This is a genomic window from Acinetobacter sp. OYA S30 (genome assembly GCF_033599315.1).
GTDB classification, from domain to species: Bacteria; Pseudomonadota; Gammaproteobacteria; order Pseudomonadales; family Moraxellaceae; genus Acinetobacter; species Acinetobacter baumannii.
The window spans coordinates 23,176-43,738 of sequence record NZ_JAWVAV010000030.1; the positions used below are offsets into that span (position 1 = coordinate 23,176).

The following is a 20,563-nucleotide window of genomic DNA, read 5'->3' on the forward strand; positions in this document are numbered from 1 at the left end:
AGGAATTTTTCATGGAACTCACTTTAGGTCTAGTTGCAATTGCATCTGCTATCTTGATCGCTTTCGGTGCTTTGGGTACTGCGATTGGTTTTGGTCTTTTGGGTGGTCGCTTTTTAGAAGCTGTTGCTCGTCAACCAGAATTAGCTCCACAACTTCAAACTCGTATGTTCTTAATCGCGGGTCTTCTTGATGCTGTGCCTATGATCGGTGTTGGTATTGGCTTGTTCTTCATCTTCGCTAATCCATTTGTAGGTTAATCAGCTTAATTCCTAAATCCACTATTTGAGGAATTGCAATGAATATCAACCTCACATTGATTGGTCAAGCGATTGCGTTTGCGTTTTTTGTCGCATTCTGCATGAAGTTTGTTTGGCCACCACTAATCAATGCGATTAGTGAGCGTCAGCGCAAAATCGCTGATGGCTTAAATGCAGCAGAAAAAGCGAAAGCTGACCTTGCCGATGCACAAGCGCAAGTAAAGCAAGAGCTTGATGCGGCTAAAGCACAAGCGGCTCAATTGATCGAACAAGCGAACCGTCGTGCAGCGCAATTGATCGAAGAAGCTCGTACTCAAGCTGCGGCTGAAGGTGAGCGTATTCGTCAACAGGCTAAAGAAGCTGTTGATCAAGAAATCAATTCTGCTCGCGAAGAATTACGTCAACAAGTAGCTGCCTTGGCAGTAGCTGGTGCAGAAAAGATCCTGAACCAACAAGTTGATGCAGAAGCTCATAACGCCATGCTGTCTCAGCTGGCTGCTAAACTTTAAGCGAGGCGAATTATGGCTGAACTCTTGACGTTGGCACGTCCGTATGCCAAAGCAGCATTTGCTTATGCTTCTGAGCAAGGTGCAACAGACAATTGGTCGAATGCGTTACAAGTGCTCAGTGCTGCGGTGCAAGACGAAGCATTTTCCGCTTATTTAAATCGCCCTGAACTTACTCCTGCGGAGCAAGTGAAGCTTTTTGCTAAAGTTTTAGGTGAAGATCAGTCTCAAGCAGTGTCTAACTTTTTGACACTTCTTGCAGATAACGATCGATTAGTGTTGTTACCTGAAATTGCAGCAGAATATGAACAGCTTAAATCACAGAATAACAACAATGTGGATGTCGTGATTGAATCGGCTTTCCCGTTAACTGCTGAACAAGAGCAACTGTTGAAATCTGCTTTAGAAAAGCGTTTTAACAGCACAGTAACTGTTTCAGTTGAAGTTAAACCTGAGCTTATTGCAGGTGTTGTAATTCGTGCAGGCGATCAAGTGATAGATGATTCTGCGCTTAACAAGCTTGAAAAAATGCGTACTCGTCTTCTTGCATAATGCAAATGATGAAGACTGAACTAATAAAAGATTGAGGAATAGCGCAATGCAACAACTGAATCCATCCGAGATCAGTGCGCTCATTAAACAGCGTATCGGAGATCTGGACACCAGCGCGACCGCTAAAAACGAAGGTACCATTGTTATGGTATCCGACGGTATCGTGCGTATTCACGGTCTTGCTGATGCAATGTACGGTGAAATGATCGAATTCGACGGCGGCTTATTTGGTATGGCACTGAACCTAGAACAGGATTCAGTGGGTGCCGTTGTTTTAGGTAACTACCTAAGCCTTCAAGAAGGTCAAAAAGCTCGTTGTACAGGTCGTGTTTTAGAAGTTCCAGTTGGTCCTGAACTTCTTGGCCGTGTCGTAGATGCTTTGGGTAACCCAATTGATGGTAAAGGCCCAATTGATGCAAAATTAACTGATGCTGTTGAAAAAGTAGCACCAGGTGTAATTTGGCGTCAATCTGTAGACCAACCTGTTCAAACTGGTTATAAATCAGTTGATACCATGATTCCTGTGGGTCGTGGTCAGCGTGAGTTGATTATTGGTGACCGTCAAACTGGTAAAACAGCAATGGCGATCGATGCGATTATCGCTCAGAAAAACTCTGGCATTAAATGTGTATACGTTGCGATTGGTCAAAAACAATCAACAATTGCAAACGTTGTACGTAAGCTAGAAGAAACTGGCGCTATGGCGTATACAACTGTTGTCGCTGCTGCGGCTGCTGATCCTGCTGCAATGCAGTATTTAGCTCCGTACTCTGGCTGTACAATGGGTGAATACTTCCGTGACCGCGGTGAAGACGCTCTTATCATTTATGATGATTTGTCTAAGCAAGCTGTTGCTTACCGTCAAATTTCATTGCTTTTACGTCGTCCACCAGGTCGTGAAGCGTATCCAGGTGACGTATTCTATCTTCACTCACGTCTTCTTGAACGTGCTTCACGTGTATCTGCTGAATACGTTGAGAAATTCACTAATGGCGCAGTAACTGGTAAAACTGGTTCTTTAACTGCATTGCCAATCATTGAAACTCAAGCAGGTGACGTATCTGCATTCGTACCAACAAACGTAATTTCGATTACTGACGGTCAGATCTTCTTAGAAACATCATTATTCAACGCAGGTATCCGTCCTGCTGTGAACGCGGGTATCTCTGTATCTCGTGTTGGTGGTTCTGCTCAAACTAAGATCATCAAAAAATTGTCTGGTGGTATCCGTACCGCTTTAGCGCAATACCGTGAATTGGCTGCGTTTGCTCAGTTTGCTTCTGACCTTGATGAAGCAACTCGTAAACAACTTGAACATGGTCAACGTGTAACTGAGTTAATGAAGCAAAAACAATATGCTCCTTACTCAATTGCTGACCAAGCTGTTTCTGTTTATGCATCTAACGAAGGCTATATGGCTGACGTAGAAGTTAAGAAAATCGTAGACTTTGATGCTGCGTTAATTGCTTACTTCCGTTCAGAATATGCTCCGTTGATGAAACAAATCGATGAAACTGGTGACTACAACAAAGACATCGAAGCAGCAATCAAAGCTGGTATTGAAAGCTTTAAAGCGACTCAAACTTACTAAGTTCAGTTTTAGTTAAGTTTGGTTCACGGATCAACCTTCGGAAGCTCGAAAGGGCTTTCGAATACTAGGTTAAGCGTATGGCAAATTTAAAAGAAATTCGCGCCAAAGTAGCTAGTATCAAGAGCACGCAAAAGATTACTCGCGCGATGCAAATGGTAGCTGCTTCAAAAATGCGTCGTGCGCAAGAGCGCATGGCTCAGGGCCGTCCGTATGCCGATAATATGCGCCGTGTAATTGCTCACTTGGTACAAGCAAACCCTGAATACAAACACCGTTATATGGTGGACCGCCCAGTTAAGCGTGTTGGTTACATCATTGTATCTTCAGATCGCGGTTTGGCAGGTGGTTTGAACATTAACTTGTTCAAGAAAGTTGTGCAGCATGTCAAAGCACAACAAGAGCAGTCAATTGAAGTTCAATTTGCTTTGATTGGTCAAAAAGCGGTTTCGTTTTTTAAGAATTACGGCGGTAAAGTGCTGGGTGCAACCACTCAAATTGGTGATGCCCCTAGTTTGGAACAGTTAACTGGCTCAGTGCAAGTTATGCTTGATGCATTTGATAAAGGCGAATTAGATCGTATCTATCTCGTATCAAATGGTTTCGTCAATGCAATGACACAAAAGCCTAAAGTTGAGCAACTTGTTCCTTTAGCACCAGCAGAAGAAGGCGATGACCTCAACCGTACTTATGGTTGGGATTACATCTATGAACCAGAAGCAGAAGAATTGCTAAATGGTTTATTAGTTCGCTATATCGAGTCTATGGTTTATCAAGGTGTGATTGAAAACGTCGCATGTGAGCAATCTGCACGTATGGTCGCAATGAAAGCAGCGACAGATAACGCAGGTCAGCTTATCAAAGACTTACAACTCATCTATAACAAGCTGCGTCAAGCCGCGATTACTCAGGAAATCTCTGAGATCGTTGGTGGTGCCGCTGCCGTTTAACATTATTAAGTTTGAATTGAGGAGACAGCAATGAGTAGCGGTCGTATCATTCAGATCATCGGCGCGGTTATCGACGTCGAGTTTGAGCGCACAAGCGTTCCAAAGATCTATGACGCTCTCCAAGTTGACGGTACTGAAACTACTTTAGAAGTTCAGCAACAACTTGGTGATGGTGTTGTTCGTACCATCGCAATGGGTTCTACAGAAGGTCTTAAACGTGGTCTTACTGTAACTAGCACAAACGCACCGATCTCTGTTCCAGTTGGTACAGCCACTCTTGGCCGTATCATGGACGTTTTAGGTCGTCCTATCGATGAAGCAGGTCCTGTTGCGACTGAAGAACGTTTGCCGATTCACCGTCAAGCGCCTTCTTATGCTGAACAAGCAGCTTCTACTGACCTTTTAGAAACTGGTATTAAAGTAATTGACTTACTTTGCCCGTTTGCGAAAGGTGGTAAAGTTGGTTTATTCGGTGGTGCTGGTGTTGGTAAAACCGTTAACATGATGGAATTGATCAACAATATCGCGAAAGCACACTCAGGTTTATCTGTGTTTGCTGGTGTTGGTGAGCGTACTCGTGAAGGTAATGACTTCTATCACGAAATGAAAGATTCTAACGTTCTTGACAAAGTAGCAATGGTCTACGGTCAGATGAACGAGCCACCAGGTAACCGTTTACGCGTAGCGTTAACTGGTTTGACTATGGCTGAATACTTCCGTGATGAAAAAGACGAAAACGGTAAAGGTCGTGACGTATTATTATTCGTCGACAACATCTACCGTTATACACTTGCAGGTACTGAAGTATCAGCATTGTTAGGTCGTATGCCATCTGCGGTAGGTTACCAACCTACACTTGCAGAAGAAATGGGTGTTCTTCAAGAGCGTATTACATCTACTAAATCTGGTTCGATCACTTCGATCCAAGCAGTATATGTACCTGCCGATGACTTAACAGACCCATCGCCTGCAACTACATTTGCTCACTTAGACGCAACAGTAGTATTGAGCCGTGACATCGCATCTTCTGGTATCTATCCAGCGATCGATCCACTTGACTCAACTTCACGTCAGTTAGACCCATTAGTTGTTGGTCAAGAGCACTATGAAATTGCGCGCGCAGTACAAAACGTATTGCAACGCTATAAAGAGCTTAAAGACATCATCGCAATCTTGGGTATGGATGAGTTGGCAGAAGAAGATAAATTGGTTGTTTACCGTGCGCGTAAAATCCAACGTTTCTTCTCTCAACCATTCCACGTAGCTGAAGTATTTACTGGTGCTCCTGGTAAATTAGTACCACTTAAAGAAACGATTCGTGGCTTTAAAGGTCTATTAGCTGGTGAATACGATCACATCCCAGAACAAGCGTTCTATATGGTTGGTGGTATTGACGAAGTGATTGCTAAAGCTGAGAAACTCTAATTTAAGGAGATCATCTCATGGCGACTATGCAATGTGATGTCGTAAGTGTTAAAGAGTCAATTTACTCTGGCGCAGTGACGATGTTAATCGCGAAAGGTGCAGGTGGTGAACTTGGTATTTTGCCAGGGCATGCTCCACTTGTAACCTTGCTTCAACCGGGCCCGATTCGTGTTCTGTTGGAAAATGGTACAGAAGAAATCGTCTATGTATCTGGCGGTGTTTTAGAAGTTCAACCTCATGTTGTGACGGTTCTTGCAGATACTGCAATCCGCGCTGACAATTTGGATGAAGCTGCAATTTTAGAAGCACGTAAAAATGCTGAACAATTGCTTGCAAACCAAAAGAGTGATTTGGACTCAGCTGCTGCGTTGGCTGCCTTGGCAGAAACCGCTGCACAGCTTGAAACTATCCGTAAAATCAAAAACCGCGCTCAATAAGACGCGGTTCGAGATTGAAAAGCCACCGAAAGGTGGCTTTTTTATTATCATATTGGATATCAAAATGATATTTATATATCAAATAATATGTTTTTAATGTAAATTTGCGTCTCAAAACTTAAATCATCATAAATAAGAGATACTTAAAATGAAATTTAAATATTGGCTACCTATCCTTGTATCCACTGCTTTTGTTGGATGTGCATCCGTGCCACAGGCTAATCCACAGTTAGCTCAGCAAGCAAAACAATTAACAGCTCCAACAAATGGAAATGCAGTAATTTATGTGTACCGTTCTAATAATATAGTCGGTAGTGCTCTGAAAAAAGATGTATGGGTTGATGGAGAATGTCTGGGCGAAACAGCACGTGGTATATTCTTTTATAAAGAAGTTGCTGGTAATCAAGAACATACAGTTTCAACTGAATCAGAATTTTCGCCAAATCATTTGAAATTTAAAACTGAAGCTGGGAAAAAGTATTTTGTTCAGCAATATATTAAACCAGGCGTTTTTGTTGGTGGCGCTAATTTAAAATTAGTAGATGATGCACAAGGTCAGAAAGCAATTAATGAATATCGTTTAGCTGAGGCAGGTAAATGCAGTAAAGTAACTATAGCACTTGTGAATTAAATAAAAAAAGCCACCTTTCGGTGGCTTTTTTTATTGCTAAAAAGAAAATTAAGAATCAGTTTTTGAATCTGATTTTTCATCTCCTGCCATAATCATAGCAGCGAGCTTGACCATATCCATTTGGATGGTATTAAGTTGCTTTTCAATTTGGTCGAAATTAATTTGCTCTAATTTCCCATTTAATAAAGGCATGCTTAAAGCTTGCTGGTTTGCCTGTAGTAGGCTTTGACGGATATTTTCAACTTCCTGACTTCTGATATCTAAACCAAGCAAAGCTTGGTTTAAACCTTCTAACTGTGCTTTCAAAGTCGTCACAGTTGTTTTTAGCTCATGCTGATCTTTATCTTGAATAGCTTGTTCAACGTCAAGTTGAGTATCCTTGAGCTTTTCGATATAGTCGCCAGCCTTTAATTGTAAGTTAGCGGCATCACGAACGATATAAAAAACATTACCATTTTTTAATTCAGTTTTATTTTGTGTAGCTGTGATTTCTTGTTGAGAGTCATCAGCTTGTTCTGATATTTGATCGTTAGTCTGAACGGATTCTTGTTCCTTTGCGTGGTCTTGTGCCTGATCACATCCAAGTAACAACATACCTGAAGCAAAAATCACAAATGGGAAAAATGCACCTTGTAAAACTTTTTTCATAACTACAAACAATACCAACTGAAGCAAGTAGGTACTATATGCATAAAATATGTAGAAATAAGGTATTGTTGCAAATGAACAACATTTTGAGTAGACAATAAAAAAGGAGTGCTATAGCACTCCTTTTATTAGTTTGATGCAAAAATTATTTAGCTAATTCTGCTTCAACTGCTTTTACAATTTGTTCATCGTCTGCTGTTAAGTTAGGTGCAAAACGCGCAACAACTTCACCGTTTTTATTTACTAGGAATTTCTCGAAGTTCCATAACACTTCAGGGGCAGGGTTAGTAGGAATACCTAAACCTTCTAAGCGCTCACGGAAAGGGCCTTCTCCAATACGTTCTGGTTGAGCTGTTGTTAGCGCTTGATAAAGTGGATGTTTATCTTCGCCAGCTACAGAGATTTTAGAGAAAAGTGGGAAATGAACATCGTAGTTTAATGAGCAGAACTGTTGAATTTCTTCATCCGAACCAGGTTCTTGTTCTTTAAAGTTGTTTGCAGGGAAGCCTAAGATTTCAAGACCTTGATCTTTCTTTGCTTGATACAGCTTTTCTAAACCTTCGTATTGTGGCGTTAAACCACATTTGGACGCTGTGTTTACGATTAATAAAACTTTCCCTTTATATTGGTCAAGGTCAACCGTTTCGCCTGAAATAGCTTTTACTGGAATATGATATACAGATTGAGTCATGAGTCTTTCCTGAAGATTGTAATTGATATCAAGTAACGCATTTGTTTTAACTGCTATTCTTGAGTAGTGCAATAATATTCGTGTTCAAAAAATAAAAAGATATACAAAAGCAGTTTTACTATCTAATTATTTCTGATTTGAACAGGTGTTTGGCCTGTATATCTTTTAAAAAATTCGATAAAACTTGAGCTGTGTTGATATCCTAAATCGTATGCTAGGCGTTTAATCGGTGTTCCTTGACGGATCTGATGAATGGCGTAAACAATTTTGGCTCGATTACGCCATTCGGATAGTGAAAGTTGTAGTTCTTGTTGGCTTAAGCGTAATAAATGACGATCACTGACAGAAAAGTTCTGAAGTAACTGCTGTAAAGAGAGATTAAAAAGTAATGGGTCTGAAAGCTTTTCTAAAATTGGCAGTAAAACAGGATGCCGTGTTTGTGGTAAATAATGAGAATAGGCGGGTGCTTGTTGTAATTGATCGAATAAAACCTGTAAAAGATGTTCTAAATATTCAGGCTTTTCCGTTTGTTTTTGCTGTTCCAATATTTGTAAAACTAAGGTTCGAAAGAAGGGCTGAATACTAAAGCATCGGCAGATATCTCCTAAAATAGAGCAAAGCCGAGGGTGTAAACGAATGCAGATATAATGAATTTCATGATCGATATGGGTAGATTGATGAACCGTTTGAGGGGGAATCCAAAGCCCATAGCTTGGAGGAGACAAGTATATTTGCTCTTCTACCTGTATTTCTAAAATACCATTTAAACTAAAATTGAAATCGCCCCATAGTGAAGCATGAGGACGAACAATATCTTCTTTCTCGTATAGAAATTCATGAACTTCTATACTCTCTAATAAAGAAAATTGTTGGTCCTCATTTTTCATGGGTCTACTCTAAGTAATATTCTAATTTTCACATGTTGCTTTGGGATTGTTTAAACCTTTGGCTAAGGTAAATGTACTAATTAAAGCTAAGGCAACGAAGCTTAATACCCCATAAATTAAAGTATTTTCATTGAAATGATCAACTACATAACCACCTAATAATGACCCTGTAGCAATCATGACTTGGAACATACCAACAAAAAGCGGCATACCTTTTTCTACAGCATGAGGTGCGTGTACAAACATCCAAATATTGGCAGAGGTAGGGAATGCGCCAAATGCGAAGCCCCATAATGCTGTAAGGACAATGGCACCAAACTCATGGATAGCAAAGATTGGGAAGCCAAAGAATACGATGGCAAAACATGTTCCAACGAAAGCTAAGGTATATCGAACATTTAAATTACCACTGTACCCTGCAAATGCATTTCCAAAAATACCGGCTATTCCGTAAAGCAATAATAATGAGCTAATAGTTGTGCCATTAAACCCGGCTACATTTTTAAAGAAAGGGGCTAAATAACTGTATGCACAGAAGTGAGCAAGCCCAATTAATAAAACAATAAGCATGCCGCTACGTGCTTTAGGTGTGCGTAATAATGCAGGTAAATCACGAATATGTATTGCTGACTCTGGTAAAAGTTTTGGTAAGAAAATAAGCTGAAGCACTAATACAACAAGACCGATAGCAGCTGTAATTCCAAAGGCACTGCGCCACCCATAAAACTCACTTAACCATGTTCCAATCGGTACACCTAGTACAGTGGCGAAAGTTACACCAGCCATTACTACAGCAGTTGCTTTGGCAATAGGTAAATTTGCAGGTGCTAGCTTACCGCTTAAGGCAATTGCTGTTGCCCAGAAGCCACCAATTGAAATCCCTAAAATCAAACGGCTCAACAATAGAACATGAAAGTTTTCTGCAAAAGCCGTAATGGTATTGGCAATCACCATAATAGCAGTCAGTAAAATAAGCACATAACGGCGGTCGAGTTGCTTTACTGAAACGGGTAATAGTGGGGCTGCAATCGCTGCCATAATGCCGGGTACTGTAATAATAAGACCTGCTGTACCTACAGAAATGTGTAAATCGGCTGCAACGCTATTTAAGACACCAACAGGTAAAAATTCACTCGTTACCAAGGCAAAGGCTGCGATGGCAACAGCCAAAATAGCAAACCAGCTCCCTTGTGTGGAAGTCATGGGTCGTGCTTTAGAGGTAGTAGATTGGTCCATAAAGAAATCCTTACTTTGCTAAATTCGAAGTGAAGAAAGGCAAATTTATAATTAACTAACGATCATTATGAAAATAAAATAGTTGATAAAAAATTGAACGTCAATTAATTTAATAACGATTGTTATAAAAATAGATGTGATCTTTATGACAAATAGGCATGAAACAGATCTTGTTAATGAGGACACGTTAAAAAAGAAGCGTGGACGCCCTAAATGCTTTGATGAGCAGCAAGTGTTAGAGAAAGCTATGTTACTTTTTTGGGAACATGGCTATGAAGCAACCTCTATTAGTGACTTAACACATGCTTTAGAAATTACAGCGCCTAGCCTATATAGTGCTTTTGGCGATAAGGCAGGTTTGTTTTACAAAAGTATTGACTATTATCTCGCTCATGAAGCATGTCCTATTGAAACAATATTTTTAGAGGCAAAAACTGCAAAAATCGCTTTTGAGTTATATCTTTATGACAATGTAAAACGATTGGTTCAACCCAATAAGCCAGCTGGCTGTATGTTGGTAGTCGCTGCTATGAACTGTTCTGATGCCACACAAGAGGTACAGCAAAATCTTTTAGATAAGCGAATAAAGACCAAAGAAAAGTTATTAAAACGTCTTGAACAAGGTGTAGAGCAGGGCGATTTGCCTATTAGTGCCCCTCTACAAGAAATGACAGATTTTTATGCGACTGTTATTCAGGGGCTTACCATTCAGGCTAGAGATGGTGCAAGTACCGAACAATTACATAAAGTGGTAGAACATGCCATGAAAGCTTGGACATTATTTTAAAAAATAAATGATGTCTTAAGTTCAATATCAATGTCGGAAATACGATATTTCAATTTATTAAGACATTCTTCAAAATAAAGTCTCTTTTGTAGTTGGTGTATTACTATGAGTCAGGTCATGAAATATCACAAATGGGCATTTATTTTTCCCATTCTGGCAGTACTGATTTGGTCTTTAAATATTGTAGTCACCCGCTATGTCTCGGACTATATTTCTCCGGTAAGTATTAGCTTTTATCGGTGGTTAATCGCTTTTATTATTTTGACTCCATTTATGTTTTTGTCTGTTTGGAGACAAAGACGACTAGTAATACCATATTTACCTAAGCTTGCTGTGTTAAGTGCATTTGGGATGGTGCTTTATCAAGGCTTAGCTTATACGGCTGCCCATTATACTAGTGCAACCAATATGGGGATTGTGAATGCATTTATTCCCATCTTTACGATCTTTGTTTCGCTTGCCATTTTAAAAGATGTGCCTAATCGCTTTGCAGTTTTTGGCAGTATTTTGTCTTTTGCTGGTCTGCTATACGTTATGTCCCAAGGAAATATTAATAAGCTTTTAAGTGGTGGCGGGCACCTTGGCGATGCATTGATGATTATTGCCGTATTCTTCTATGCATTTTATGGAGTTTTCTTAAAGAAATGGCAGCTCCCACTTCCAATTATGACAAGCTTATACGTTCAGATTGGGTTTTCCGTGCTGTTCCATCTTCCTTTAATTTTCTGGTTTGGTCTGGATGCCTTAAATGCACAAAATGCGCCAAGTGCAATTTATGCCGGTGTATTTGCTTCACTCATTGCGCCGCTAGTTTGGATGTTAGCCGTACAACAACTTGGGCCAAATAGAACCAGTATCTTTATGAATCTTGTGCCAGTGTTCACCGCCATTATTGCAAGTATCTGGTTATCTGAACAATGGACCATATATCACACCTTCGGCGGAATTATGATTCTGGTGGGCATTATCATGGCACAAAAGAAGGTTAATTCTAAAAAATCAGATCTTTTGCCAGAGCAAAATTAAGAATCATAAAAAAACTATGGCATATTTTTAAAAAAAGTGATGAAAATATGCCAGTTTTTTATCAATCTAAGCTTTTCTATATGATTTATAAATATATTTATGAAAAGATTGTGTAACATAAATATTAAAAAAGGCCAATAAAAATATTAATATAATTTTAATTCAACTGCTAAAAACGCCAAATTCCCTACACTTTTCATGCTTTTTTTAGAGAAATAATATATTTCTCACATTAAGTCTCTTGCCACATAATAGCGACCACTACGAAAGATGCTCTTTTAAGCAATTTTTCTTTCGTTCCAGAGATATCCAAACCCTCTGGATGTGGTATATACCCATCCTTTTTTATGCTCAGTTATCCCTATATAACTGAGCTTTTTTTTGTCTGGAATTAAGGACGTATCACTTCACCAGTTAAGGCGTTAATGATGCGGCTTGGCTGTTGGCTTTGGCCTAAATCACCATTGAGATAGTTTAATTGTGAACCAAAGTATTGGCAGGCATCTTGTAAAGAATGTGCAGGTTCTTGTCCACTAGGGTTGGCACTCGTCGATACAATAAAACCATGAAAAGCATTGCATAAAGCGACACATAAAGGATGTGTCGTTACACGTACCGCAACAAGAGGATGCTCGCCTTTAATCCATGAGGGGATGTGTTGATCAGCAGGTAATAGCCAAGTTGTGGCTCTTTCTGAGGGTTGATGGTTTGTCCAGCAATCAATAATTTCTTGCTGAGTAGTTTGCGGTAAGGAAGTTAGTAGATGTTCTACTTGACTAATATGGCCAGCCAATAAAATGACGCCCTTTTCAATAGGGCGCTGTTTCAATTCAAGAATTTTTTGAAAAGCTTGTTCATTAAATGGATCACAGCCTAGTCCCCAGACTGCCTCAGTTGGATATGCCAAAACTTGACCTTGTTGTAAACATTCGGCTGCTTCGGTCACTGAGGTCGTAATCATGGTAATTCTTTCCTTTCAATCAAACAGAATCGCTATTGTGCGCTCTAATACTAAGAACGACAACGTAAATACAGCCCTGATTGTTGCATACATAAACCGAGTAGTTCTAGTTCCATTAGTGAAGAGGTCAGTTCAGAAACTGGAATATTATGGTGAACTACAAGCTGGTCAATATTTTGTCCTACCCAGTCTAAAGACTGATAAAGGTCAATCAGATGCTCAGGAATTTCTGGAGTATTCGTATTAGCTTCTTCAGTTTGATTTTGTTGCTGACTTTGCCATTGGGTTGGTAAAGCAAGATCCTCAATAATCTGTTCAGGATGGTCGATTAAAATTGCACCTTCACGAATAAGTTGATGGCATCCTTGATGAAACTCGCTATAAATATGGCCCGGAATCGCGAATACGGTTTTACCTTGTTCAGCAGCTTTATTGGCCGTGATGAGTGAGCCACTTTTTAATGTCGCTTCTACCACCAAAACGCCTAAACTCAAACCGCTGACAATTCGGTTTCTACGTGGAAAATGCTGTTGTAATGGCGGTGTACCCGGTAAAAACTCAGTAATAATGGCGCCGTTTTGAGCCAAAATATATTCTGCAAGTTTTTTATTTTGAGCTGGATAAGTAGTGTCTAAGCCCGTACCCGTCACTGCAATGGTACGTTGATGAGCAGATGCACCTTGATGAGCGGCTTCATCAATGCCATAAGCCAGACCGCTACTAATGAAAAAGCCCTTTTCACTTAAGTAATAGGCAAAATCATAAGCGACCTGTCGTCCATGTGGGCTTGGTTTTCGGCTACCGACAATCGCAATTTGAGGTTGCAATAAAGCTTGCGCTTGACCTTTCCCAAAAATAATAGGTGGGTGATCTGTATAAGGAAGTAATTGAGTAGGATAGCCAGAGTCATCTGGCGTTAAAATAAAATCCGTATGCTGACGAACTTGTTGTACAAGTTGTTCAAACTGCGCCTGACCTTGGGTCGTTTGAAATTCGTTTACACGCTTTAAGTGATTAGCATGTAGCCCCAGAGAGGACCACTTTGCTAAACCATCAGGTTGAGTGGCTTTTTCACAATTTCCAAAATAATCAATAATTTTTTTAAAGCTGACTAAAGAGTGCTGCACCAAATACCACACTTTAAGTGTGTGGTAGTGGTGTGGAGAAAGTTGAGTGAGCATTGTAAAAGGTACATCCAGCATTAATCATTAAATTGAGGTGGCTGAATGCTTGAACCAACCTTAATTGGTAAATCGCTCTCTAAAACATAAGCATAACTTAGCTGATCAAAAGTTCTAAAAACCATTAGACTGCCAATTTGTTGGCCAGGAAGTTGAATTACTTCTTTGGTTTTAGGGTCGCGAATTGATTCACCTTGTTGAGTAATATCAAAAACTTGACCTACTTGAATGCCCTGAGTTGTACCGCGGTCCAAAGTCACTACACTATTTTTTGCAGCTCTACCAATTGAACCCATGACACGAATAATCTTGCCACCATCCGTCACTTGCTTCGCATCTACTGGGTAAAATAATGTTGGCAAAGTAGCTTGTTCTTCAGGCATAACACGATCGCCACGACGTACTTCAGCGTTATAACTATCTGTTAGTTCTAATGTAGTAATATCTTTTTCAGAAGAGACCGCAACACCTGAAGCAACCTGTAGTAGCTCAATCCCTAAACTATGCTTTTTACCTTTATTGTCTGTGAAATAGTAAGGTTCACCTTCTCGGTAGACTGCATAACGCTGCCCATTAATTAAGCCTTGTCCTCGTGCATAAATAGTCTGGCCTTTTCCTGCAAGTACACGTTGATCGGCTGTACCAACAATATAAGGTGTGTTGGTAATTGAGTCGGCTGGTAAAATAGTACTGTTCTCTAACCACTGTTTAATATGTTCAAGTGGAATAACCGGAACACTATTATTTAATGCTTCGACGCGAACTTGAGGTTGTAAGTGAGTGGTTTGCCCAGTGTAGCGGCGAATAATACCTACACAACCATCGCCCTCATCTTTACCGACTAAAGGACGCCCATCTAGGCTACATAATAGTAATCGGTCACCCGGATAGATCCAGTGTGGATTTTTAACATGTTGGTTGCTCGCCCAGATTTCAGGCCAACGCCATGGTTTATTTAGAAAATGTCCTGAAATATCCCATAAAGTATCCCCACGTTTTACAACATATACATTGGGTGCATTACTTTTAAGTGAGGGTGGATTATGGTTCGGACTGGTTGCATGAACCTCTGCTATCGTACCGATTGCGACACCTGTACAGAGCGCCAAGGCAAGTAAATGCTTCTTTATCCCCAAGGCATGAAAATTAACCATGCCGTTAAAAACCTTTTTCATTATGATAATTCCTAAAAATTATGTGTGCAGTTGCGTTATAATGGGCGGCTTACACACAATTTTTCGATGAAGTATTTCCTTCATTTGGTTTTTCAATCAATGGCATAAGTGAGGACGACAGTATGGCCTTATTACCTATTTTAAGTTTTCCTGATCCCCGTCTTCGTACCATTGCTAAGCCCGTTGAAGAAGTTACTGATGAAATTCGTCAACTTGCAGCAGATATGTTTGAAACCATGTATGCGGCACCAGGTATCGGTTTAGCAGCTTCTCAGGTCGATCGTCATATTCAGCTTATCGTCATGGATTTGTCTGAATCTAAAGATGAACCTATGGTTTTCATTAACCCCAAAGTAACTCCGCTGACTGAAGAGACGCAGCCGTACGAAGAAGGCTGTCTATCAGTGCCACAAATATACGACAAAGTTGATCGCCCGTCACGCGTGAAAATTGAGGCAATTAACCTTGAAGGTCAAGCATTTGAGATAGAAGCTGACGGACTTCTCGCTGTTTGTATCCAACATGAAATGGATCACTTAAATGGCAAATTGTTTGTGGATTATTTGTCACCACTTAAGCGTCAGCGTGCGCGTGAAAAAGTCGAAAAAATTGTTCGCCAACGCGAACGTGAAAAAGTTGCGGTAAAACGTTAATATTTTTCAAACACCAATATAGTGTGGATGTGATTTTTGGTTTTTCGTAGTGGTTTGCTGCTTGCCTGTGCAGCAGTATTTTTACAGATTGCGGTATTTCTACAGCCGCTATTACCGAAGCAATATCAAATTGCTCCGGTCTGTGAAACTATTACCCGTGCTTTGCTTAAACCAAAAGCACAGACGGAAGCCATGTCACATGCCATGCACCATTCACATCACCAGCATCATATCGAACAGGCGCAAGTACCTGACCATCATGATCACCATGATGCGAACCATCAGTGTCAATATTGTACCGTTTATGCCAATTTGGTTTTACCACCTGAATTTGGCGTAAAAGAGGTGCTTGTTCGTATACAAGTTCGCTTAGTCGCGTATCAACAAGCTTTCCGGCATGTTTACTTTGCGCTACAGCGACTTTTCCTACTCCCGCAAGGACGTGCGCCGCCTCTATTTGCATAAATAAAAGCAATTTTTGTTGGGGTCTTAACTGACTTCGATATCACTTTATTTATGTTTTAGAGCGTATAAAAATGCCACATTCTAAATTTTTACTACAACCTTTATGGGTTGCGATGTTTGCTGTCTCTCATTCGGGTCTCGTTTTTGCTAATCCAGAAAAAAATGATGCCGATACCAACACACTTCATTCATTAGCACCTATTGTTGTTACCGCACAACAAGGCAACGATGCAAATGGTCTGATTGTACATGCAGATCCAAAGCAACCGATTCAGCCAGTCCCTGCCACAGATGGCGCAGACTATCTGCAAAGTATTATGGGTTTTAATTCAATTCAAAGCGGTGGAACAAATGGTGATGTGACATTCCGAGGTATGTTTGGTTCACGTATTAAAATTCTAACGGATGGCACAGAGAACCTGGGTGCCTGCCCAAACCGAATGGATGCTCCAACTTCTTATATTTCTCCAGAAAGTTATGACCGGATTTCTGTGATTAAAGGACCACAAACGGTTCAATATGCCAATACTGGTTCAGCTGCAACAGTTCTGTTTGAACGTCAGCCTGAAAAGCTTACCTCTGAAAAACCCTATCGCGGTCAAGCGAGTGTCTTGCTAGGTTCATATGGGCGTATTGACCATAATATTGAAGCGGCCGTTGGCGATGAGAAAAAATATATCCGTTTAAATGCTAACCGTTCAGAGTCGAATAGTTATCAAGATGGTAATGGCAATACAGTTCCATCAGCATGGAAAAAGTGGAATGCTGATGTAGCGCTTGGCTTTACTCCAGATGAAAACACGTGGGTCGAAATCACGGGTGGGAAATCTGATGGTGAATCGCTTTATGCTGGACGTTCAATGGATGGTTCTCAGTTTGCGCGTGAAAGTTTAGGGCTTCGTTTTGAAAAGAAAAATATCACTGATGTGATCAAGAAAATTGAAGGGCAGGTGAACTATAGCTATAACGACCATATTATGGATAACTTTAGCTTGCGTACACCACCATTAGTTGAAATGAATCATGGTGGTATGACCATGCTGATGCCAAATGCAATGGCCATGCAAGTGACACGCCGTACATTAAACTCACGTTTGGCAATGACTTCTGAATGGAACAAATGGAGTTTGATCACAGGCGTTGACTCTCAATTTAATAAACATGGTGGCAGCATGTCATCGCCAACAATGCCTTCTATGAATGTTCCATATCGTCAAGATATGCGTTTTCAATCATACGGCGCTTTTGGCGAACTCGGCTATCAATGGAACGATCAAAATAAGCTGGTTACAGGTGCACGTTTAGATCGAGTCACAGTTGAAGATGAACGTGCTGATTCTCAAGCAAAAGGCTTTAACACGAAGCTTGAAAAGACTTTGCCAAGCGCATTTGTTCGCTGGGAAAATCAACATCCTGAGCATGACCTAAAAAGTTATATTGGTTTAGGTTATGTAGAGCGTATGCCTGATTATTGGGAACTTTTCTCGCCTAAACATGGTAATGCGGGTTCAACCAATACTTTTAACGGTGTGAATCCTGAGAAAACACTACAGTTGGACCTGGGTTTTCAGCAACAACATGGTGCTTTAAACACATGGGCTTCTGCCTATGCAGGTTTAGTAGATGACTACATATTAATGAGTTACCACCATCACCCAAGTATGGGAATGGATGGACATGATATGAGCCATGATATTACTGCGGGAGCCAAAAATGTCGATGCAACCATCGCTGGTGCAGAAGCGGGTATTGGGTACCAATTCACTGACCGTATTCAGGCAGATTTGAGTGCGATGTATGCGTGGGGCAAAAACACCACAGATGACAAACCTCTACCTCAAATTTCACCTTTAGAAGGTCGTTTAAATATTCGCTATGTGGCTGACAAATATAACTTAGGTCTGTTATGGCGAGCTGTTGCTGAGCAAAACCGTGTGAGTCTACATCAAGGTAATATCGTGGGATATGACCTAAAACCAAGTAAAGGTTTTTCAACACTTTCTTTAAACGGAAGTTATAACCTTCGTAAAGATATTGATGTCTCTGTTGGCATTGATAACGTATTAGATAAGACCTATACCGAACACTTAAATAAAGCGGGTAGTGCAGGCTTTGGATTTGCGAGCGAAGAGCAGTTTAACAATATCGGAAGAAATTACTGGGTTCGTATGAGTATGAAGTTTTAATAAGCTTTAGCGAATTAAAGAACTGAAATTATTAATTTAATGAGAGAAATGAAATGACTAATAAATTATCGCCTGAACAGTCTTGGTGGGGATGGAAGTTACTTATTGTGGCTTCTATCTTGAGTGTATTGTTTATGATTATTTTTTACTTGGCCATCAACAATGAGCCTGACTACATGCCAAGTCAAAAAAAGAAGCAGATGATGGAGTCACATGAGCAAATGAATCACGCTGAAATGCATAGTTCATCAGCTCAATAAGGTTCTTAATAGTTGAAAATGGAAGCCTGGATAACGGGCTTCCATTTTTTGCTTTTTTAGATTCCAGAATTATTGATGCATACTTGCTAAGGTTTTTGCCTTACCTTGATTCTGATAAAGCGTTAAGCCAAGTTTTTGTATATTACGGCCTGATTTAGATAAAAACTTTTCAACTTTTGGTGAAAGCTTTGCGCCATTATAAAGTAGTAAATTACGCACAATTAAATAATAAGCAAACCATGAGGCAGATTGCTGAGGCAATCCGAGTAGTTTCATTCTTTTCTTACCAATAAAAAATTGGGTAAGTTCTAAATGTTGTCGATAAGCAAGTTTCTGCTGTAAAGAGCGTAAATGCAGATATTTTCTTTCAAAAGGTTCTTTCGACAAGCTCAATCCTAATTCAATACTGCTGTGATCGGAGCGAGGATGAGCAAACTGCATCCAGTAAAGTAACCTCCAACCCTCAGGTTCAGACTGAATAAGCCATTTTTCATCAATACCCATTAACCAACCAACATAACGCCAGAAATGTAAAAAACTCTTTGCCTCTTGTTTTGTTGGCCATATACCTAAAGCTCTAATACCGAGTAAAACGACACTGCTAAAAGCCAAATTAGTCATTGCTAAATCAAATTGATTAAGAGGAATTCCCCAAACCTCACTATCCCAACGGTCAGACTTTTTTAATTGCCGGCGAACGAGTGCATGAATAAAGCGAACATAAATCGTTGACGTAAAACCTGCACTCAAACGAGAAAGCCCTTGGGGTTCAGTAATATCTACCCACCATTTTGTGGTTTCTGCTAAACGTGTTCCCGCTTCTTTCTTTAATGCACCCGTTAAAATTAGGGGTTGATTAAATCCCGGATATAAATATCCCGCCATTAAGGATAAATCTCTAAGAATAAAACCATTATTTATTCCTAAACGATGGGTAAATTTAACAGCCTCATCGATTTGGCGCTGATCTAACCATTCAGGCTTTTGTTCGATGTAATTAAAGAAATTTTCTAACTCAGTAGGTATAAGCTCAGAGAGTTCATCACGGCCTTGAAATAATATCTTCTCAAAAATTATTCGGTGATCTTTGGGATTTTGCATAACCCAATCAATCACCTTATCCATTTCAATATCCCCTTCATAAAGGGCATGTTGTAAAGACACATATTCCGTATAGCTTGGTTGTACTGGTTTTTCACAACAGATATTTAAAAACTGAGTAAAGAAATTACTGTCTTGCATGTCATTAAAAGAAGCAAGTCGAGTCGGGCTAATCATTTGCATATCGTTACTTACTTATTGAACTGAATAATAAATAGGCTAATATGAATAATTATTCGCATTTAACGAATAAAAAACGATGAGAAAAGTCCCACAGCAACAGCGTTCAAAAATTATTGTTGACCATATTTTAGAGGCGACACAGCAGTGTATCGCCCAGTATGGATTACTACATACGACGACGCCTAAAATTGCAGAGAAATCTGGAGTAAGTGTTGGCTCGATTTATCAATACTTTGAGAATAAAGATCAAATCATAGAAGAACTATTGCGCCGTAAAAGCGAATTGTTGGGGCAACAACTTAAAGAATTAGTTATACAGCAAGGAAACATTCCTTTAGAGCTGCTCATTCCCTTAGCAATAGAGTTGGGATTTAATGCATTAAAAGCCGATCATGGATTTTTTATAGAAGTGTTGAAACATTGGCATGACTATAGTCATTCGCAAGCTGCTCAGATTTTAGAAAAGCATTTTTTTGAAGTAGGGTTATATACATTCAGTAGAAATCCTCATCAATGGGACTTCGAACAGGTGAAGCATAAGTCCTTTGTAATTATTAATAGTACGCTTTTTACGATGATGCGTTATGTAAGCCAAAATAATTTTCTTATCTCAGAACAACAACTTAAGCGAGAATTATCGAGCATGATACTGGCTTATTTAAGTCAAAAATAAAAAATTAAAATAATTATTTATATAAAACAAAGGCTTAATATTGGTGTTGATTTAAAAATAAACGCTCGAGTCATTAAATTTTAATTTTCACTTGCAAAGGGACT

22 protein-coding genes and 1 pseudogene are annotated in these 20,563 nt (G+C 39.8%); 15 read left to right on the forward strand and 8 right to left on the reverse strand.

Annotated features, from left to right (window positions below; translation table 11 throughout):
• The first annotated feature begins 11 nt into the window (after positions 1-11).
• The 8 genes from atpE (at position 12) to R5R67_RS14165 (ending at position 6,346) form a co-directional block, all read left to right on the forward strand.
• Positions 12-257, forward strand: coding sequence for a F0F1 ATP synthase subunit C (gene atpE, locus R5R67_RS14130; RefSeq protein ID WP_000424060.1), 246 nt, complete (start codon positions 12-14; stop codon positions 255-257).
• A 38-nt stretch (positions 258-295) separates the two neighbouring features.
• The gene (locus tag R5R67_RS14135) at positions 296-766 is read left to right on the forward strand and encodes a F0F1 ATP synthase subunit B (protein ID WP_001024690.1); all 471 of its coding nucleotides are present in this window, start codon (positions 296-298) and stop codon (positions 764-766) included.
• Positions 767-778: 12 nt separating this feature from the next.
• Positions 779-1,315 (forward strand): F0F1 ATP synthase subunit delta, encoded by a 537-nt coding sequence (locus tag R5R67_RS14140; protein ID WP_000818995.1) that lies wholly within the window; start codon positions 779-781, stop codon positions 1,313-1,315.
• 46 nt (positions 1,316-1,361) lie between these two features.
• Positions 1,362-2,906 (forward strand): F0F1 ATP synthase subunit alpha, encoded by a 1,545-nt coding sequence (gene atpA, locus R5R67_RS14145; RefSeq protein ID WP_001186635.1) that lies wholly within the window; start codon positions 1,362-1,364, stop codon positions 2,904-2,906.
• A 77-nt stretch (positions 2,907-2,983) separates the two neighbouring features.
• Entirely contained in the window at positions 2,984-3,853 is an 870-nt protein-coding gene (gene atpG / locus R5R67_RS14150) for a F0F1 ATP synthase subunit gamma (protein ID WP_001284971.1), read from the forward strand.
• Between the two features lie 30 nt (positions 3,854-3,883).
• Positions 3,884-5,278: a F0F1 ATP synthase subunit beta gene (gene atpD / locus R5R67_RS14155; protein ID WP_000094481.1), complete on the forward strand. Its 1,395-nt coding sequence runs from the start codon at positions 3,884-3,886 to the stop codon at positions 5,276-5,278.
• A gap of 17 nt (positions 5,279-5,295) precedes the next feature.
• Complete coding sequence (locus tag R5R67_RS14160; RefSeq protein ID WP_000224542.1) at positions 5,296-5,715, forward strand: F0F1 ATP synthase subunit epsilon; 420 nt, start codon at positions 5,296-5,298, stop codon at positions 5,713-5,715.
• A 148-nt stretch (positions 5,716-5,863) separates the two neighbouring features.
• Positions 5,864-6,346, forward strand: a complete 483-nt coding sequence (locus tag R5R67_RS14165) for a DUF2846 domain-containing protein (RefSeq protein WP_030424137.1) — start codon at positions 5,864-5,866, stop codon at positions 6,344-6,346.
• A 48-nt stretch (positions 6,347-6,394) separates the two neighbouring features.
• Here R5R67_RS14165 and R5R67_RS14170 read toward each other — a convergent pair whose 3' ends face one another.
• From R5R67_RS14170 to R5R67_RS14185, 4 genes are all read right to left on the reverse strand, one after another.
• Positions 6,395-6,994: a hypothetical protein gene (locus tag R5R67_RS14170; protein WP_000757144.1), complete on the reverse strand. Its 600-nt coding sequence runs from the start codon at positions 6,992-6,994 to the stop codon at positions 6,395-6,397.
• 145 nt (positions 6,995-7,139) lie between these two features.
• The gene (locus R5R67_RS14175; RefSeq protein ID WP_000194676.1) at positions 7,140-7,685 is read right to left on the reverse strand and encodes a glutathione peroxidase; all 546 of its coding nucleotides are present in this window, start codon (positions 7,683-7,685) and stop codon (positions 7,140-7,142) included.
• A gap of 122 nt (positions 7,686-7,807) precedes the next feature.
• Positions 7,808-8,572 carry an AraC family transcriptional regulator gene (locus R5R67_RS14180; protein WP_000786954.1) on the reverse strand — a complete coding sequence of 255 codons (765 nt, stop codon included), beginning with the start codon at positions 8,570-8,572 and terminating at the stop codon, positions 7,808-7,810.
• Positions 8,573-8,593: 21 nt separating this feature from the next.
• Positions 8,594-9,808 (reverse strand): MFS transporter, encoded by a 1,215-nt coding sequence (locus tag R5R67_RS14185; RefSeq protein WP_000372838.1) that lies wholly within the window; start codon positions 9,806-9,808, stop codon positions 8,594-8,596.
• A 136-nt stretch (positions 9,809-9,944) separates the two neighbouring features.
• Here R5R67_RS14185 and R5R67_RS14190 point away from each other — a divergent pair, with 136 nt between their 5' ends.
• A complete protein-coding gene (locus R5R67_RS14190) occupies positions 9,945-10,595 on the forward strand; it encodes a TetR/AcrR family transcriptional regulator (protein WP_086222322.1) in 651 nt (216 codons plus the stop codon).
• Between the two features lie 105 nt (positions 10,596-10,700).
• Positions 10,701-11,621: a DMT family transporter gene (locus R5R67_RS14195; protein WP_000084546.1), complete on the forward strand. Its 921-nt coding sequence runs from the start codon at positions 10,701-10,703 to the stop codon at positions 11,619-11,621.
• A gap of 391 nt (positions 11,622-12,012) precedes the next feature.
• Here the strand turns inward: R5R67_RS14195 and R5R67_RS14200 are convergent, their stop codons facing one another.
• From R5R67_RS14200 to R5R67_RS14210, 3 genes are read right to left on the reverse strand one after another with little or no spacing between them, the layout of a single operon-like run.
• Positions 12,013-12,582: an L-threonylcarbamoyladenylate synthase gene (locus R5R67_RS14200; protein WP_000633612.1), complete on the reverse strand. Its 570-nt coding sequence runs from the start codon at positions 12,580-12,582 to the stop codon at positions 12,013-12,015.
• A 50-nt stretch (positions 12,583-12,632) separates the two neighbouring features.
• Positions 12,633-13,763: a DNA-processing protein DprA gene (gene dprA / locus R5R67_RS14205; RefSeq protein WP_096641032.1), complete on the reverse strand. Its 1,131-nt coding sequence runs from the start codon at positions 13,761-13,763 to the stop codon at positions 12,633-12,635.
• A 20-nt stretch (positions 13,764-13,783) separates the two neighbouring features.
• Positions 13,784-14,938 carry a LysM peptidoglycan-binding domain-containing protein gene (locus R5R67_RS14210; protein WP_005129904.1) on the reverse strand — a complete coding sequence of 385 codons (1,155 nt, stop codon included), beginning with the start codon at positions 14,936-14,938 and terminating at the stop codon, positions 13,784-13,786.
• Between the two features lie 122 nt (positions 14,939-15,060).
• Between R5R67_RS14210 and def the strand changes: the two genes are divergently transcribed.
• The 4 genes from def to R5R67_RS14230 all read left to right on the forward strand — a co-directional run bounded on the left by def (position 15,061) and on the right by R5R67_RS14230 (position 18,502).
• Complete coding sequence (gene def, locus R5R67_RS14215; protein WP_001196539.1) at positions 15,061-15,591, forward strand: peptide deformylase; 531 nt, start codon at positions 15,061-15,063, stop codon at positions 15,589-15,591.
• Positions 15,592-15,627: 36 nt separating this feature from the next.
• Positions 15,628-16,056, forward strand: a complete 429-nt coding sequence (locus tag R5R67_RS14220; RefSeq protein WP_000231981.1) for a DUF2946 family protein — start codon at positions 15,628-15,630, stop codon at positions 16,054-16,056.
• Between the two features lie 71 nt (positions 16,057-16,127).
• Positions 16,128-18,242, forward strand: coding sequence for a TonB-dependent copper receptor (locus R5R67_RS14225; RefSeq protein ID WP_001120665.1), 2,115 nt, complete (start codon positions 16,128-16,130; stop codon positions 18,240-18,242).
• Positions 18,243-18,295: 53 nt separating this feature from the next.
• Positions 18,296-18,502, forward strand: coding sequence for a hypothetical protein (locus R5R67_RS14230; protein WP_000182542.1), 207 nt, complete (start codon positions 18,296-18,298; stop codon positions 18,500-18,502).
• A gap of 69 nt (positions 18,503-18,571) precedes the next feature.
• On the opposite strand, the gene R5R67_RS14235 is transcribed toward R5R67_RS14230, so the two are convergent.
• Entirely contained in the window at positions 18,572-19,786 is a 1,215-nt protein-coding gene (locus R5R67_RS14235) for an oxygenase MpaB family protein (protein ID WP_031988364.1), read from the reverse strand.
• 76 nt (positions 19,787-19,862) lie between these two features.
• Between R5R67_RS14235 and R5R67_RS14240 the strand changes: the two are divergent.
• Positions 19,863-20,433 (forward strand): annotated as a pseudogene (locus R5R67_RS14240) (TetR/AcrR family transcriptional regulator).
• The last annotated feature ends 130 nt before the right edge of the window (positions 20,434-20,563 follow it).